This is a genomic window from Chromatium okenii (assembly GCF_016583745.1).
Lineage (GTDB): Bacteria > Pseudomonadota > Gammaproteobacteria > Chromatiales > Chromatiaceae > Chromatium > Chromatium okenii.
Genome location: NZ_NRRQ01000027.1, coordinates 1 through 14,587 on the forward strand (window position 1 = coordinate 1; position 14,587 = coordinate 14,587).

General features: G+C 49.9%; 14 protein-coding genes and 1 tRNA gene. 13 read left to right on the forward strand and 2 right to left on the reverse strand.

The annotated features are described in order from the left end of the window. Positions 1–112: 112 nt before the first annotated feature. Positions 113–844: a diguanylate cyclase domain-containing protein gene (locus CKO12_RS10550; RefSeq protein ID WP_242466300.1), complete on the forward strand. Its 732-nt coding sequence runs from the start codon at positions 113–115 to the stop codon at positions 842–844. Between the two features lie 12 nt (positions 845–856). Here CKO12_RS10550 and CKO12_RS10555 read toward each other — a convergent pair whose 3' ends face one another. Then, positions 857–2,428 (reverse strand): methyl-accepting chemotaxis protein, encoded by a 1,572-nt coding sequence (locus CKO12_RS10555; protein WP_200154708.1) that lies wholly within the window; start codon positions 2,426–2,428, stop codon positions 857–859. A gap of 235 nt (positions 2,429–2,663) precedes the next feature. Here CKO12_RS10555 and CKO12_RS10560 point away from each other — a divergent pair. The 12 genes from CKO12_RS10560 to CKO12_RS10615 all read left to right on the forward strand — a co-directional run bounded on the left by CKO12_RS10560 (position 2,664) and on the right by CKO12_RS10615 (position 11,482). Continuing rightward, a tRNA-Ser gene (locus CKO12_RS10560) sits at positions 2,664–2,753 on the forward strand. 252 nt (positions 2,754–3,005) lie between these two features. Continuing rightward, positions 3,006–3,254 (forward strand): MrpF/PhaF family protein, encoded by a 249-nt coding sequence (locus tag CKO12_RS10565; protein WP_200154709.1) that lies wholly within the window; start codon positions 3,006–3,008, stop codon positions 3,252–3,254. Next, positions 3,255–3,608, forward strand: a complete 354-nt coding sequence (mnhG, locus tag CKO12_RS10570) for a monovalent cation/H(+) antiporter subunit G (protein WP_200154710.1) — start codon at positions 3,255–3,257, stop codon at positions 3,606–3,608. Beyond that, positions 3,605–3,859 carry a Na(+)/H(+) antiporter subunit B gene (locus tag CKO12_RS10575; protein WP_200154711.1) on the forward strand — a complete coding sequence of 85 codons (255 nt, stop codon included), beginning with the start codon at positions 3,605–3,607 and terminating at the stop codon, positions 3,857–3,859. The genes mnhG and CKO12_RS10575 overlap by 4 nt, the downstream gene beginning before the upstream one ends. After that, a complete protein-coding gene (gene mbhE / locus CKO12_RS10580) occupies positions 3,856–4,629 on the forward strand; it encodes a hydrogen gas-evolving membrane-bound hydrogenase subunit E (RefSeq protein WP_200154712.1) in 774 nt (257 codons plus the stop codon). Before CKO12_RS10575 ends, mbhE begins: the two co-directional genes overlap by 4 nt. Before the next feature lie 2 nt (positions 4,630–4,631). Beyond that, a complete protein-coding gene (locus CKO12_RS10585; RefSeq protein WP_200154713.1) occupies positions 4,632–5,018 on the forward strand; it encodes a sodium:proton antiporter in 387 nt (128 codons plus the stop codon). Further along, positions 5,018–6,502: a complex I subunit 5 family protein gene (locus CKO12_RS10590; protein WP_242466301.1), complete on the forward strand. Its 1,485-nt coding sequence runs from the start codon at positions 5,018–5,020 to the stop codon at positions 6,500–6,502. The genes CKO12_RS10585 and CKO12_RS10590 overlap by 1 nt, the downstream gene beginning before the upstream one ends. Then, positions 6,499–8,271 carry a proton-conducting transporter transmembrane domain-containing protein gene (locus tag CKO12_RS10595; RefSeq protein WP_200154715.1) on the forward strand — a complete coding sequence of 591 codons (1,773 nt, stop codon included), beginning with the start codon at positions 6,499–6,501 and terminating at the stop codon, positions 8,269–8,271. The genes CKO12_RS10590 and CKO12_RS10595 overlap by 4 nt, the downstream gene beginning before the upstream one ends. A gap of 5 nt (positions 8,272–8,276) precedes the next feature. Further along, positions 8,277–9,188: a respiratory chain complex I subunit 1 family protein gene (locus tag CKO12_RS10600; protein WP_200154716.1), complete on the forward strand. Its 912-nt coding sequence runs from the start codon at positions 8,277–8,279 to the stop codon at positions 9,186–9,188. Between the two features lies 1 nt (position 9,189). Beyond that, positions 9,190–9,822 carry an NADH-quinone oxidoreductase subunit NuoB gene (nuoB, locus tag CKO12_RS10605; protein WP_200154717.1) on the forward strand — a complete coding sequence of 211 codons (633 nt, stop codon included), beginning with the start codon at positions 9,190–9,192 and terminating at the stop codon, positions 9,820–9,822. Next, on the forward strand, positions 9,822–10,382 hold the full coding sequence (locus CKO12_RS10610; RefSeq protein WP_200154718.1) for an NADH-quinone oxidoreductase subunit C: 561 nt from the start codon (positions 9,822–9,824) through the stop codon (positions 10,380–10,382). The genes nuoB and CKO12_RS10610 overlap by 1 nt, the downstream gene beginning before the upstream one ends. Next, complete coding sequence (locus tag CKO12_RS10615) at positions 10,379–11,482, forward strand: NADH-quinone oxidoreductase subunit D (protein ID WP_200154719.1); 1,104 nt, start codon at positions 10,379–10,381, stop codon at positions 11,480–11,482. The genes CKO12_RS10610 and CKO12_RS10615 overlap by 4 nt, the downstream gene beginning before the upstream one ends. 13 nt (positions 11,483–11,495) lie before the next feature. Here the strand turns inward: CKO12_RS10615 and CKO12_RS10620 are convergent, their stop codons facing one another. Then, a complete protein-coding gene (locus CKO12_RS10620; protein ID WP_200154720.1) occupies positions 11,496–14,519 on the reverse strand; it encodes a type ISP restriction/modification enzyme in 3,024 nt (1,007 codons plus the stop codon). Positions 14,520–14,587: the final 68 nt, after the last annotated feature.

Here is a 14,587-nt window from a genome sequence, read left to right on the forward strand (position 1 = left end):
ATGAGTACTTAAAGTCAGTCATCTCTGATTCTTGGGCTGTATTCAGCAAATCATCAAGCTATGCCAAGGGCTGGATAGAACAGTTCGTGCCTTGGGTGCTGTATGGTTAGTTTTGCGGACAACTATAAAAGATGCCCCGGAAACGCAAAATATCCCAATTATTTTTGTGAGTGCGCGGGGCGCGGTGCAGGATCAAGAGCGCGGATTTAATCTCGGCGCAGTCGATTACATTACCAAACCTTATGAACTCTCAATTTTGCGGGCGCGGGTACGCACCCACGTCACTCTCAAACGTAAATCTGATTTATTAGAAGCCTTGGTCTCACTGGATGGTTTAACCGGCATTCCCAATCGCCGGCGCTTTGATGAAACGCTGAATAATGAATGGCGACGGGCAATTCGAGAACAGATTCCGCTGGCGCTCATCATGGCGGATGTCGATCAATTCAAAAATTATAACGATTTTTATGGGCACGGTTCAGGTGATGATTGTTTACGCGAAGTGGCGCAATGTTTGATGGAAGCGGTGCAGCGCCCGGGTGATTTAGCTGCGCGTTATGGCGGCGAGGAATTTGCCGCTATTTTGCCGGATTGCGACAAGGATGGCGCATGTTACGTTGCCGAACGGTTTCGCAATTTGGTTGCCGAGCGCGGCATCGTCCACGAGCGGTCGGCAGTTGCGCAGCATGTCACCATCAGTGCTGGCATTGCGACTCATGCGCCAACACTGGGTGATTTGTCTGAAGATTTATTGAAACGCGCTGATTTGGCGCTATACCATGCGAAATGGAATGGGCGGAATCAGGTGTATAGCGGCGTGATTGAATTGATGCCGTTTGTATGATGTTGGTTGCAATTAAACGCGGTATTGATGTGCAAGTTTTGAGAGTTGATCAGCCAAGATATTAAGATGCTGCGTTGCTGAAACCACAGTATCGGTGCTTTTGAGCGTTTGCGCGGAAAGATGGCGAATACTTTCTACATTGCGATTCATTTCCTCAACTACGGCACTTTGTTCATCGGCTGCGGTGGCAATTTGCGTATTCATATCAGTGATATGCTCAACTGCCTGCGTGATTGAAGTGAGCGATTGATCGGTATTTGCTGCCGAGCGCACACTTTGTTCTGCCTGTTCCCGCCCCCGTTTCATCACCGTCACCGCGCCGCGAGCGCCTTCCTGTAACCGTTCAATCATCGCTTGAATTTCCTGCGTGGCATCTTGCGTGCGTTGGGCGAGCGTGCGCACTTCATCGGCGACCACCGCAAAACCGCGTCCGGCCTCGCCAGCGCGGGCGGCTTCAATCGCAGCGTTGAGCGCCAGCAAGTTGGTTTGACCGGCGATGCTGCGAATCACGTCCAAAATCTTGCCGATATTTTCCGAATCGTCACCCAAGCGTTGAATCGACTCAGCCGCTTCAGACACGCCATCCGCAAGCTGTTGGATGCCCCGCACGCTCTGCTGCACGATGCGGCGTCCGGCTTGCACGTCGGTGCGGGCGTGCTGCGCGGCATCCGCTGCTGCGCCGGTGTTGTTGGCGACTTCTGCCACCGTCGCCGACATTTCATTCATCGCGGTGGCGACCATATCGGTCTCTTGATATTGCTGTTCCATCAAGTGATGCGTGACCGTTCCTGCGGTGCCCAATTGTTGCGTGGCGGTGTTGACGCCGTTGGCGGAATCCTGAATTTTGCCGATCACGGTCGCCAAACGTGATTGCAACATTTTGATTGATTGGAGAATTTCGGAAATCTCGTTGTTTTTTTCGACAATGATGGGGAAATACAAATCACCGGCGGCGATCTTTTTGGCGGCGCTCACGCACTGCTGAATTGGGGTGAAAATTGAGCGGGCGCTCAGATACGCAAACATGATGCTGGTCAGCAAGGTTGCCGCGCCGATCCAGACGTTGCCCGTCCAGCCGGCGATGACTGCGCCGCTGCCGACGGTGATAAATGAGGCGTTAATGCGGATTCCGCAGCCGAATGCCGGCAGCCACGGACGCGGAAAATCAACGAGTTGGCGCTGGCGGATGCTGGCATATAGCCGTTCAGCTTTATAGGTTTGCGCCCGCGTCGGTTTGGTGCGCACCGATTGGTAGCCGATGAGGGTGTCGCCTTCGTAAACCGGCGTGACGTAGGCATCAACCCAATAATAATCGCCATTTTTGCAGCGATTTTTGACCAATTTGCGCCAAGGTCTGCCCTGTTTCAGCGTTGCCCATAAATCCTTAAACGCTGCGGCGGGCATGTCGGGATGGCGCACGAGGTTGTGACTGGTGCCGATGAGTTCGGCTTCCGTGAAACCGCTGATCTCAATAAATGGCTTGTTGCAATAAGTGATGATGCCCTTGGGATCGGTGGTTGAAACGAGCACCATCGACGCGGGGTAATCGTTTTCTCGCGTCGTGACCGGTAAATTGATTTTCATGGTAGCAACCTGTCGGCGCGTGATTGAGTGGGTTGAGGCGCGTGACCGCCGGAAGACATTTGTACGCGATATTAACGCAACTTGTGACCGGATAATCACGTTTTGATTGCCTTGAAAATCAAGCGATTAGCGCCTAAACCTGATTGAGATGTCAGCTTAATTTGAAAGCAGGCAGGTGATCGTGTATCTTGCGCCGCCTGAGTGGGACTTGAATTGAGTCACTCAGTGACTTGCTGGAGAGATGTCCGAGAGGCTTAAGGAGCACGCCTGGAAAGTGTGTATAGGTTAATCCCTATCGAGGGTTCGAATCCCTCTCTCTCCGCCACCAATTGCTTGCACCAATTGCTTAAAGTTGTCTTGTTGTAATTACACACTGACACCAGCTTTTTATTCCCGCGCTACTGGCTTTTGTCATTCATTCCCTCGCTATTGTTTAGCATCCCCACTCCAGCTTGAACACCCGTCATCATTTGCCATTACGCTCGCCTTTTATTGCGCACCTGCTGTATTCAAGGTCTTGCGCAAATTACATTTGCTGCGCTGTGCGCATTCACCACCCGCAACTCAGGTACTGCTCATGCTTGCCGTCATGATTTTATTGCTTGTGCCGCCGATCCTGATGATTTTATGGCGGTTTTTTCAAGGCCCTGATGCCGCTAATCGCATCCTCGCGCTCGATACGCTATCCATTCTCGTCATTGCACTGCTGGCGCTGTTATCGCTGTGGTTTCAACGCAGCATTTATTTGGATGTGGCGCTGATTTTCGCAGTCGTTGGATTTGCAGGCGTGATCTTATTCAGCCGCTTTTTAGAAAAGGGGGTTTAAGTGGAAACGCTCGGCTATATCCTGATGTCCGGCGGATTATTTTTCTTTTGGGTCAGCGGCTTGGGTTTAATTCGGATGCCCGATGTATTCACGCGAATGCACGCTGGCGCGAAAGCAACCTCCCTCGGTTCGTTACTCACGCTGCTCGGCGTTGCCTGCCTCGCGCCAGCTTGGGCACCGAAACTGCTCATCATCGCCATCTTCATTTTATTGACCAATCCGCTGAGTTCCTCAGTGCTGGCGCGGGCGGCATATCGCAGCGGAGCGCAGATGGTGCCACTCGCCTGCGATGCCTGCGCCGAACGTCAAGCCGCACTCGCCGCAGAAACGGATTCCAAAGAGGTCGCAGCATGACCGGATTACTCGCCATTTTGTTTTTCGCGTGGATGATCGGCGCAGCCCTGCTCGCCATTCGCCATCCCGATTTGCTGCAATCCGCACTCGGGTTATCGCTGCTGAGTTTGGGCGCAGTCGGGCAATTTTTCTTATTACACGCGCCCGACGTGGCGCTGACGGAAGCGGCGATTGGCGCGGCAGCCAGCAGTTTTGTGATGCTGATGGGCGTGCGCCAGCTCGGTCGCACTGAACGGAAGGACTTGCAATGAGCCGTCGTCTCCCGCTGCGGAAACGTTTCCGCGTTCACACGCTGCTGCTGATCGCGCTGTGCGGCTGGCTGCTGATGCTGCATTTGACGCTGCTGCTCAATCACGGCTTGGACGCGCCGAGCAACGGCGTCGGCGATCTGTATCTGGCACGCAACAGCGAAACTGCGTCCGCCAATGCCGTCACGACGGTGGTCGTGAGTTATCGCGGCTTTGACACGCTCGGCGAAGTGACGGTGCTCTTTCTCGCCGCCACCGGCATCGGCATGTTGTTTGCGGGCGGACTCGGTGCCACGCCAGCGTTGCGCGACCGCAACAACCATCCCAATGAAGTGATGGTGACAGGAACGCGCCTGCTATTTCCGGCGCTCCTGCTGCTCGGCGTTTACATCGTGCTGCACGGTCATCTCTCACCCGGCGGCGGCTTTCAAGGTGGCGTCATCGTCGCCACTGCGTTCTTTTTACGGATGATCGCCGATCCCAAATTCAACCTCGATCACGCGCAACTCGGCTGGGTGGAATCCTTCGCCGGCAGCGGCTTCGTCTTGTTTGGAATGCTGGGATTGGTCTTCGTGACCACCGCCAGCTTTCTCGGCAACTTCCTGCCGCATCCGGTCGCAGCGATGGGGCAACTGGTCAGTGCCGGCGTGATTCCGCTGATTTATCTGTTAGTTGGGATCAAAGTTGGCGCAGAAATTGGCGCAATTTTTCAAGACATGCTCGAAGCCGATCACGACACACCGGTTTCCGCCCGCGCCGCCGAGGAACTGTAATCATGTTGGAAGTATTGGAATTGTTTGATCGTCCAGCGGTGCTGCACAGCATTTATTTAATTGGCAGCCTCATTCTATTTTTCATTGGACTTTACGGACTGCTGGCGAAACGGCATTTATTGAAAATTTTCGTCAGCATTGAAATCATGGAATTGGCGGTGTATCTCATTTTAATCGCCATCGCCACCACGCCCGGCGAAACTGCGCCAATTCTTTCTGATGGTTTCACTGCATTCACTAGCATGAGCGATCCCATTCCGCAAGCATTAACGCTCACCGCGATTGTAATTGGCGTCGCCGTAACCGCATTGGGCACTTCAATGGCAATTCAATATCACCGCTTAACCGGCAAGGTTAGCGTCGGTGAGATGACTGAATTAAAGGATTGATGATGACACTGCACTTCACTCCCGTTTGGTTCATCGCCGTCCCGTTATTGCTGGCATTTTTAGCGCCGCTGTGGGTACGGTGGCGATTGTTAATGCCGGTATTATTCAGCGCCCAAGTCGCATTATTCGTGCTGGCGCTGTCATGGCTGCCAACAGTCCGCATTGCGCCGATTTTAGAAACCATTGTCATTGCCCCGCCGCTGGGTATTCATCTGCATTTAGACGCCATCGCGCTGTTATTGGTGGCGCTATTCAGTTTTGCAGGTGCAATCGTTTCCGCATTCATTTGGTTGGACAACGGCGCAGCGCATTTACGCGAACGTCCCGCATTCATTTTAATGCTGCTGCTCATTGCCGGCAGCAACGGCATGGTATTGACCGGCGACATCTTCAATCTGTACGTTTTCATTGAAATTGTCGGCGTGAGCGCGTATGCGCTGGCAGCCATTCGCCGCGATAAAACCGCACTAGAAGCAGGCTTAAAATATGTCATCGTGGGCTCGGTCGCTGCGATCTTTATTTTATTCGCCATCGTGCTGCTGTATTTGCAAACTGGGCAATTAAATATCGCCGCGCTGGCGCAGGCTTTCGGCAACATGCCCGCACAGATGCAATTATTGATTGGGCTGTTAATGCTGATTGGTTTAAGCATTAAAGCCGAGCTGTTCCCATTTAATTTCTGGGTGCCCGATATTTATCGCGGCAGCGATCCTGAAATCACCGCTCTGTATTCCGGCGTATTAGTCAAAGCCTTTTTATTCGTGCTCTTCCATTTAACCTTTATTCTGCTCGCCGATCCCACTGTAGCGCGGAATTGGTTAATGGCGCTGGGCGCAATCACAATGATCGTTGCCGAATTGGTCGCGCTGCGCCAGAACGATTTACGGCGCATGTTAGCGTATTCATCACTTGGTCAAGTGGGACTCATCACGTTGGCGCTGGCATTTGCTTCTGAAGCAACGACAGCAGGCGCGTTATTTCACATGGTCAATCACACGTTAATTAAAGTGCTGCTATTCCTACTGGCGGCGCTGATGTTGCGGCAATACGCATCGCTCAAATTAACGGATGTACATGGTTTAAGTCGCACGATGCCGCTGGCAGCGGGATTATTTGTGCTGGGTGCGTTGGCAGTTTTAGGCTTGCCGCCATTCAGTGGCTTTATCAGCAAATTGTGGATTCTCAAAGGCTTTGCTGACGTGCAAACGTTCTGGCCAGTGGCACTTATTCTGACTGCCGCGTTAATTGAAGCGGGATATTATTTTCGCTGGATTCGGGTTTTTTACGCGCCGACTGATGCGCTGCCAATGGCTAAAATAGAAGGTGAAAAAACCTTAAATTATGCGCCATTGCTAGTCATTGCCGGGTTGCTGATTGTATTGGGTGTCGCACCGTTCTTATTGGAAGACTGGTTGCAACAAGCAGCGCAGGCGCTATTAGGGCGCGAGGCGTTATTAAATGCAGTGTTGGGAGTTCAGCCATGAACCTGATAACTAAATTGCTTTTTCTAGGGTTATCATTCACCCCCGCTGCCACATTCTTTACTTGGGATGGCGCGGTCGCGTGGTCGTTATTTAACGGCATCACGCTATCATTTGATCTCACGCCGTTGTCCGCTTTTTTCATGTTATTGCTGGCAATCGGTGCGCCTTTGATTGCCGTGCCAATGCTGCGTGAGAAGAGCGATGAATCGGCGTATGCGCTTTATGCACTGCTGTTATTAGGAATGCAGTTGCTGTTATTGGCGGGCGATTTCATCGGCTTTTTCATCGGCTGGGAAATGATGACATGGAGCAGTTATCTGTTATTGCTGCGTTCACCGCGCACTGATTTAGAAGGTGCGCAGTCCTATATTTTATTTAACCTAGCCTCCGCATTTCTATTGTTGGCAGGAATGCTGTTTTTATACAGCATTACCGATGATTTTCGTATTCAAGCCGTTGATGGTTTGCTGACAGCAGATAAGCTGGTGCTCTTTGTTTTATTCAGTTTGGCATTTCTGATTAAAGTCGGCGCGTTACCTTTGCATTTATGGGTGCCGCGCAGCTACGACCAAGCGCCCGATTTGTTTAGCGCCTTTTTATCGGCATTAATGTCAAAGATGGGCATTTACGGTTTAATGATATTGCCGCTGTTATTTCCCGATGGGTTTAGTGAAATCAGCGGGCGCTTTCTCAACGGCCCGGTGGCGGGTTATGTGTTGGCGTGGATTGGCGTAATTACGGCAACCATTGCGACTTTCAAAGCGATTTCCCAAGAAGATATGAAACGGCTATTGGCGTATTCATCCATCGCGCAAGTCGGTTATATCGTCACGGCGTTGGGCGTTGGCAGCTCGCTGGCAATTGGCGGGGCGCTATTTCAGGCGTTGGTGCATACACTGGTGAAACTGCTGTTATTCATTACGATTGCTGGGATTATTCTGCAAACCGGACACCGCCGTTTTACTGATCTCGGTCAACTCATCAGCCGAATGCCGATCTCCTTTTTTGGCGTGTTAATTGGCATTATTGGGCTGGCAGGAATGCCACCGCTGCCGGGATTTGCAGCGAAGTATTTAATGTACGTTGGTTTAATTGAAGCGCATTGGTTGCTGCTATTGGCGGCGATGATTCTCGCCAGCACTGCGTCCTTTGTGTATTGCTATAAACTGATTTATGGTCCATTTCTGGGTCACGCCAATTCACCGGAAGCAAAAACTGCGACCGAAGCGCCGTGGCAATACCTGATTCCGCAAATCATTTTAATGGGAATGCTGGTGGCGCTGGGCATTTTTCCCGGCTGGGCAATTGATGTGTTAATTGATCCGGTATTGATTGGTTTGAACATGACGCCAATTGGTGCGCCAACGTGGGCGCAATTGAGCACCAATTATGGTGGCTATGACGGCGTAGTGCTAATGAGCGTATTCGCAACCGTATTTGTTTTAATAACGGCGTTATTCCTGTTAATTCGCGGGAACATGCACCGCGCTGCCAGTCCGTATGATTTGAGTTTTTGCGGTGAAGTACCGACGGCTGACACGCCGCTGCATTATGGCGCGGGAATGGGACGCGAACTGCGCCGAGTGCCGCTGATTGGCTGGATTTTGCGCCATACCACGACTGGGTTTTACGCCGGTTTGACGCGCCAAACGCAGGCCGCAGCGGGCGTGATCGGGACGCTATACGGCAGCAATCCGCAAACGTGGTTGTTATTGGCGGTGCTTATTTTCGCCGTGACCTTGACTATTCAATCCGTCACCGGAGCGTGAATTCTATGGCGCATTATATTATTGACGCCCTTGCCATGCTCGGCATGAGCTATGTCATGGGCTTTTTATTTTACGGTTTTTATCGCCAATTCAATGCACGAGTGCAACGGCGTTGGGGGCCGAGTGTTTTTCAAAACTTCTTTGACAATATGAAGTTTTTATTCAAAACAGAAACCATTATTCATGGGCCGATGTTTTTTTTCGGGCCGATGATTATTTTTGCGGGTGCAGTGACAACGGTGTTATTCGTGCCCTATTTGAAAGATTCCAATTGGCTGCAAGGCTTTTCCCATTCCGGCAATCTCATTCTAATTATCTATTTGCTGGTGGTCGGTCCGCTCGGCAATGCGCTGGCAGTTGGTTCGAGCGGCAATCCATTCGGTGTAATGGGCGTCACTCGCGGCTTGACGCGGTTAATGGGTTTGGAAGTGCCGTTTTTATTGGGGCTGGCGCTGGTGATGGTGCAGCACGAAACTGCATCAGTACACGCGATCATGGCGGCGCAAACTGATTTTGCGCATTGGAATTTAATGACCAATCCAATTGCGTTTATTGTCATGATTTTGCCGTTTATGGCCAGTCAACATGCGTCACCATTTGATGTCGTCGGTGCGCCAGTTGAGGTATACGCCGGACCGCGAGTTGAATTCAGCGGGCGGTTATTGGGCGTATTGATGACGCAAAACATGATGATGACGGTGGCAAAACTGGTGTTAATTGCCGATTTATTTCTGGGTGGCGCAACCACAATTTGGGCATTGATCGCCAAAACGTTTGCGTTATTTCTATTGACGGCGGCCGTGAGCACCAGCTTTCCGCGCCTCAGAACTGAGCAAACGGTGGACTTTTTTTGGAAAATTCCACTCGGTCTCGGCGTCATCGGCGTGATTGCAACCGTTTGGTTTCCTTGGAGTTAATATGTATCACCACGAGCATTGCGAAGGATTCCAATGTGAACAACAACAATTGGAAGCATCGCTCGCGCAATCCGGCAGCGAGCTGGGCGCGTTAGATCGGCTGATGGCGTGGTTTCGCCAGCGCAGCCTGTTTGTGCTGGCGTATGGCACCGGCTGCGGCGCGATTGAAATGCGCCCGCTGATGACGAGCCGCTTTGACGCCGAACGCTTCGGTATTATCGGCGCAGCGACGCCAAGACAGGCCGATGTGCTGGTCATCAGCGGCTATCTTGCGATTAAAACGCTCAAACGTGTCATTCGCAGTTATGAACAAATGCAGGCGCCGAAATATGTGATTGGGCTGGGCAGTTGCACGATTAACGGCGGCATGTATTGGGATTCTTACAACACAATCAAACAGTTAGATCATTACATTCCGGTTGATATGTACGTCAACGGCTGTATGCCGCGCCCAGAGGCGTTGATTGAGGGTTTTGTGGCGCTGCAACAACGTATCGCGGCGGGTACACCCAGCGGTTTTGAGCGTTACCGCGCAAATATCGACTGGTACAAAGCCAATCAGCGCCGCGTTTTGGGCGACAACATGCCGCCGGATTACACCTATGACTGGTATCACGCCGGAGGCGTCGCCTGATGTTGGATGCACTGCTGCCACAGCTTCATAGCTTTGAAATCATTGAACAAATGCAGCGCGGCGAGCGGCAAGCGTTCGTGCGTGTGCCGTCCGCGCAACTGTTTTCGCTGCTCGGGCTGCTCAAACAGAGTCACGGTTTTGTCACCCTGACCACGATTGCCTGCGCCGATTGGATGGAAGACGGCGTGTTTGGTCTGACGTATGTGCTCGAAACTGCCGAGCGCGACCGCGTGTTGGGCGTGCAAACGCACCTCGGACGCGACGGCGCGGCGCTGGAAACGGCGATCCCGTTATGGCCGCAGGCGGAGATTTTTGAGCGCGAACTGCATGAAATGTTTGGAATTCCGATCAGCGGTCATCCCAGCCTCGGCGATTTCATGTTGGAAGGTTGGACGCACACGCCGCCGATGCGCCGCGAGTTTGACACGCTGAAATTCGTGCAGGACACCTACGAAATGCGCGGCGGGCGTGAGGATAATCAGGATGTCCGCGAGGCGATTCGTCGCCGCAAAGAGGCCAAAAAAGCGGCAGCGGCGGCAGCAAATGGAGATGCGGCATGAACGAAACGATCAAAATTTTTCACGGTCCGCAGCATCCCGGCGTTACCGGCAATATGAGTTTGGAGCTTGATCTTGATGGCGAAACCATCGTTAAAGCGACCACGCATGTCGGTTATTTACATCGCGGTTTTGAAAAACTCATTGAACGGCGCACCGTGATTCAAGCATTCACTATTGTGTGTCGTATTTGCGTTCCTGAACCTGATCCGAATGAAGAAAATTTTGCGCGGGGAATTGAAACGCTCGCCGGTTTAGAAATTAGCGAACGCGCAAAATATATTCGGGTCTTGATTTTAGAACTGGCGCGACTGCAAGCGCATTATTTATGGTTGGCGGGTCAAGGCGGTTCTATTGGGCACGGAATTGTGCCGCAATGGGCGGTTGGTGAGCGCGATTATATTCTCGATTTATTTGAGGAAATCACCGGCGGACGGGTGTATCACATGTACATCTATCCGGGCGGCGTCAAGCGCGATTTACCGGATGGTTTATTAACGCGATTGAGTGACTTGCTGGATGAATTAGACAAGCGGTTGCCCGAATACGACCGCGTATTTTTTGATAATACGGTTGTGAAAAAGCGGCTGCAACATGTGGGCGTGGTCAATCGCGCTGAAGCAATTGCCAATGGTTATAGCGGGCCGGTGATTCGTGGCTGCGGTATTGCCCGCGACGTACGGCGTGATATGCCTTATTTGGCGTATGATCAATTGGAATTTGAGATTCCAATTCAAACCGATGGCGACGCTTACGCTCGCGCATTAGTACGCCGTGCTGAGATGTATCAAAGCATTCGTATTCTGCGGCAGGTGATTGAACAAATGCCGCCGACGGGTGAGATTCAATGTAAATTGCCCAAACACCGTAAATTTCTCATTCCCAAAGGTGAGACCTTTGTGCAAACCGAATCAGCGCGGGGTGCATACAGTTATTACATGGCGGGCGATGGCAGTGAATTCTTACGCCGAGTGCAAGTGCGCGGCCCGTCATTAGTTCACGCTTTCACGCTATTGGAACCGCTGTTAATTGGTGCGCAATTGTCGGATGTCGCGTTAATTATGGTGTCATTGGGAATTTGTCCGCCAGAAATTGAGCGTTAAACTGCATCGCCATTTAATCACCACTCCACGGCAATTGTTCCAGTTGGGCAATTGCCGTCATTGTGTCCACGCTCACCTGACACACCCGCGCTAATAATTCAATCACCTGCTCTTTATGGTCAGTAAACCGATAAGTATTGAAGTGCTCACGAATGGTTAAATCCTTCGGCGTTTTCTCTTTGTATTGATCCAACACCCATTCCAATGCCGAGCGATTGCCGAGTTGATACTGCCACACCGCTGGCGGGATATTTTCCAAAGTCGTTACGCCATCAATTTCAATTGATCCCGCTGCTTTATCGGCTTTTAAGCGACATTTAGGCGTTCCCGTTTTTTGATCCACGCGCTTGAATGCAAACGGTTTGACTTGCTCAAAATACGCATGAGCTTGAATTAACGTTGCGCCAATCGCCGCCCATTGTATGAATTCAGGATGAAACGGAATGCGCGGAAATTCGGCTTGGAGGTTCAAAGCGAATTTGTGCCGATAGCGCGGATCATGCAGCACGGCGTAAACGTAATTAAAAACATCGCGCTTGGTGATTTCTGTATTCGCATAATGCTGTTGGAATTGCGTTAATGCCCAATTCGTGATGTTGTCATGTTTGGAGCCATCAACGGCATAAACCCAGAGTGGTAAAAACTGGGTTTTCTCCAGTAAATCAAGACAGGGCAGCATTGACACTACCAACGTTTGAAACGGTTTTGCCTGCGGTGTACCTGAAATTCCAATCGCTACATTGTCATACTTTAATCCAAATACCTTGTGTTGTAATGAGGGCATTTCGTTTAATGCTTTGCAAAAATAAAGCGTTAAAGCAACAAAAGGGCGATAAATAGATTTTGTTAAAAGTTTGCTGTTATACGCATAACGGCGATTTTTTAGAAGATCGTTTTTTACTGCACGAGACCACTTAATTTTTTCATCAAAACTTGCTTTAAGCCGCCGCACAGATTCATAGTGACCAATAAAGTATTTTACTTTTTTAGTGACTTCTTGAACACTAAATCCATAGACCCATTCATCCCGACTGGTCACCACACCTAACGAATACAGCTGAAAAATTACTTCATCCGTTTTTTTCGCTTTTCCTTCCTTGTTGGCGACCGCCAACCATTGGCTCCAATCTTCATGCGGTTGATTCAACCATTCGCCGCGTTCATTGGGCGTAATCCGATTAAATTCTCCAGCTCTTGCTAAAACACGCAGTTGATTTCGGAGTAACCAACAGCGTTTTTCAGTTGCAGGGAGAAAATCATCCAGTGCAATATAGCGAATAGCGCAGTCCTCAACTGCTGCTGGTTTTCGTACTAAAAACATGATAGCAACACCAGTTTGAATGCCAAAAATATTGTGCTGAGTTCCAGATATTTTGGGATTTTTACGCACGTCACTCATTAAATCGACAATCCAAATTTCCTGAAACTCCGTTGCCAATGTTTTACGTAAACCATCCGCTTGACGCGAATCCAGATAAGAGCGATTGGTGATAAAGCCAATGATTCCCTGTTCACCAATTCGATCCGATGCCCAGCGTAAAAATCGCACATAAGGATCATAGAGCTTGGTTTTCTGTGCTGTACTCGCTGCCAGATAAGTCTCTTTAATGCGTTGATCAGCTAATAACGCCGGATCATTTTTATTGTTGTCGTTTTCATTTTTCTGGTTGGCATTATATGGCGGATTGCCCAAAATCACCGGAATCGTGCATTGATTTTGGTTCAAAATGCGCAGTTGGTTTTCATTGGTAATGCTCCCCAATAAATCATTTACTGCGCCTTTATGTTGTAACTGAAACCCCCAGTTTTCTAAAGTATTGACAAAACAAGCTCCGCTAAATTCACGCCATTGTTCAGTTGCTTCATAATAGGCTTGTTCAATGTTTAAGCACGAAATGTAATACGGTAAAATTGAAATTTCATTGGCGTGAATTTCACCATCAAATTTACGGATTAACGCCTGCTTATCACCGCGCAGATATTCAATCAAATCGACAATAAAGGTGCCGGTTCCCGTGCAAGGATCAAGAATATCTAAACCGGGATCCGCCAAGCGTTTATTAAAATGCTGCTGTGCTAACCAATCGCAACCCGCAATAATGAATCGCACCGCCTCGCTGGGCGTATAGACAACGCCTAAGCGATCTGCATCCTTTGGATTGTAGGCACTATAAAAATCTTCATAGACTTGTTTAAGAAAATCCTGTTTTTCTGCGGAAGTGATTGCATTCGCAGCAGTACGTCGAATTGCAGCAAAATATGGCTCTAAGCGTTTTAATAGTTCTTTACGAGTTCCGCCATAAAAAAAGGTGCTTTCCAATTCACAGATTGCGCGTGCTAAATGGTTTTCTTGATGAAAATTAACATCAGAAAAAATCGCCCGAAAAATTTGATCGGTGAGAATATGCTGAATCAGCATTTCATCCACATGATCGTTGGTGACGCGCTCGCCAATTGCCCGTTGACACAATGTAAAGAATTGAGTTGCTTGCGCTTGAAAAGCGGCATGATTGCGGTGCGCAGCAACTAACAACTCTTTCAATGCCCGTGCCACACCCGGCAATTCAACCATGAATTGACTGCGAGCAATGCGGAAATCCTGCACTGCTGGCAATTCATAATTAAAAAAGCAATCCAGCAACCGCTTCAATGCTTTGCCATCTGTCACCGCGCACCGCATCACTTCTGCGCCCTGCTGCAATAAAATGGCAGTGCGGGTATCTTCAAAAATGATGTTATCGTTGGGATAACCTTTGGCTAATTTAGCGGCGATTTCTTTTTCTAAATCATCTTTTTCATCTTTTGCTTCCCACCAGCCATGAACCAATCGCAGCCGATCTAATAACACACCATCGGCGCGTAAATTGGCTCCGTTGGGCGCTTTGAATGGATATTCAGCCACGACAATCAATTGTTGCTGTTCACCAAGATCACGCAACAAATTTTGAAACGCAGCGCGTAACATGCTTTCATTCTCTGCGCCCGCGATGCGCTGTAATTCATCAAGTTCGCGCCAATAGTTTTGAATTTCAATCATTGTCTGTTCAGCTCTGTTATTTATGCTAAAAGTGACGCAACAAATAAATTGTAAAATTTAATAGTCGC

Coding starts and splice junctions, on each gene's coding strand:
- CKO12_RS10585 (WP_200154713.1), top strand. CDS start 4,632: ATGTTGGAAGTATTGGAATTGTTTGATCGTCCAGCGGTGCTGCACAGC.
- CKO12_RS10615 (WP_200154719.1), top strand. CDS start 10,379: ATGAACGAAACGATCAAAATTTTTCACGGTCCGCAGCATCCCGGCGTT.
- CKO12_RS10600 (WP_200154716.1), top strand. CDS start 8,277: ATGGCGCATTATATTATTGACGCCCTTGCCATGCTCGGCATGAGCTAT.
- CKO12_RS10620 (WP_200154720.1), bottom strand. CDS start 14,519: ATGATTGAAATTCAAAACTATTGGCGCGAACTTGATGAATTACAGCGC.
- CKO12_RS10610 (WP_200154718.1), top strand. CDS start 9,822: ATGTTGGATGCACTGCTGCCACAGCTTCATAGCTTTGAAATCATTGAA.
- CKO12_RS10595 (WP_200154715.1), top strand. CDS start 6,499: ATGAACCTGATAACTAAATTGCTTTTTCTAGGGTTATCATTCACCCCC.
- mbhE (WP_200154712.1), top strand. CDS start 3,856: ATGAGCCGTCGTCTCCCGCTGCGGAAACGTTTCCGCGTTCACACGCTG.
- CKO12_RS10590 (WP_242466301.1), top strand. CDS start 5,018: ATGATGACACTGCACTTCACTCCCGTTTGGTTCATCGCCGTCCCGTTA.
- CKO12_RS10575 (WP_200154711.1), top strand. CDS start 3,605: ATGACCGGATTACTCGCCATTTTGTTTTTCGCGTGGATGATCGGCGCA.
- nuoB (WP_200154717.1), top strand. CDS start 9,190: ATGTATCACCACGAGCATTGCGAAGGATTCCAATGTGAACAACAACAA.
- CKO12_RS10555 (WP_200154708.1), bottom strand. CDS start 2,428: ATGAAAATCAATTTACCGGTCACGACGCGAGAAAACGATTACCCCGCG.
- CKO12_RS10565 (WP_200154709.1), top strand. CDS start 3,006: ATGCTTGCCGTCATGATTTTATTGCTTGTGCCGCCGATCCTGATGATT.